Source organism: Thauera aromatica (assembly GCF_023093595.1).
Lineage (GTDB): Bacteria > Pseudomonadota > Gammaproteobacteria > Burkholderiales > Rhodocyclaceae > Thauera > Thauera aromatica_A.
In genome coordinates this window covers 1-1,061 of the sequence record NZ_JALLIK010000021.1, presented here as the reverse complement: position 1 = coordinate 1,061, position 1,061 = coordinate 1, and the positions used below count along the sequence as shown (strand labels likewise).

At 60.3% G+C, this 1,061-nt stretch carries 2 protein-coding genes; both read right to left on the bottom strand.

Annotated features, from left to right (window positions below; translation table 11 throughout):
- Nucleotides 1-65 precede the first annotated feature (65 nt).
- Nucleotides 66-356 (bottom strand): putative molybdenum carrier protein, encoded by a 291-nt coding sequence (locus MXC99_RS00320; protein ID WP_247723655.1) that lies wholly within the window; start codon nucleotides 354-356, stop codon nucleotides 66-68.
- Nucleotides 353-769 (bottom strand): hypothetical protein, encoded by a 417-nt coding sequence (locus MXC99_RS00315; protein ID WP_247723654.1) that lies wholly within the window; start codon nucleotides 767-769, stop codon nucleotides 353-355. The genes MXC99_RS00320 and MXC99_RS00315 overlap by 4 nt, the downstream gene beginning before the upstream one ends.
- Nucleotides 770-1,061: the final 292 nt, after the last annotated feature.

Sequence of the window (1,061 nt, the reverse complement as noted above, 5' to 3'; positions counted from 1 at the left end):
AGACAGGAAGCTACACAAAACAACAGCTTGTGAACAGGGGTGCGGCAAGTATTTGATCGTGAACGTCATTTTTTGATGCTCAACGACAAATGGGTAGCTGCGGTAGCCCTGCCTTCCAGCCTGCCTCGGTAAATGATCAGCGTTGCATCAGCGTCCCGAACATTGTGCTTGGTACGCTGGCGGTAGCCGCTGGATTCGGTCTCCACCAACTGGTAGCGAGCATCCAGGACGCCATCAGCGGCCCGTCGGCCTGCCGGGCACCAGCCGCCGTGCGGAATCTGCTGGGCAATGGCGAAATCCAGCGCCGCCCGGTCTACGCCGGTCTGGCCGCCGGAGAGAATGCGCTGAATATTCACCCTTGCCCCGTTGCGGCGACCGTGCAGCTAACCTGAACCTCAACGTTGGGCTGATCTGCCGACAGCTGGCCGATGTGCCCGCGTTGCCCGGCAAGTTTCAGCTGCTCGCGCACCTGTTCTAGGCTGCGCTTTTCGATCACTGCGGTATAGCTTGCACCCAGCTCGCCATCCGGGTCGATGAACAGCTCAATCCGCTTCACCGGCAACCCGAACACCGTGAAGCTGCGTGCCGGCGTCAGCGCCCAACTGCCGGGAGCATTGGGCGCAATGCCCTCCAGTACGCGCATCGGCAAGGCTTGGCGGCATTCCACGGCGGCGGCAATGGCCGGCTCGATCCGCAACCATTGGTCGATGTCTGTCGTATTGCCATCCATCAGCACAACCGGCATAGCGGCCAGCAGCAACGCTTTCATCCCTCGATGTTCCTGATCCAGAAGCGGCGGTCATCGACCGTGAAGTTGGGGTCGTAGCCGACCAGAGTCAGCAGCGAACCGACATAGTAAAGGCCGAACTGATTCATCAGCCAGCGCTCCATCGCCGGGTCGCCGGGCAACTTGCTGTACGGTGGGGTTGGGCCGTCGCTGCGAACCTGGCCACCCGAGTTCGACAGTTACGCTCGCAAGTGCTTGTTTTTGCTAGATCGCACTTTCAAAAATGCCACTACAACAGCGCCAACTGCTCCGGCGCCGCTGGTTTTTCTATCCC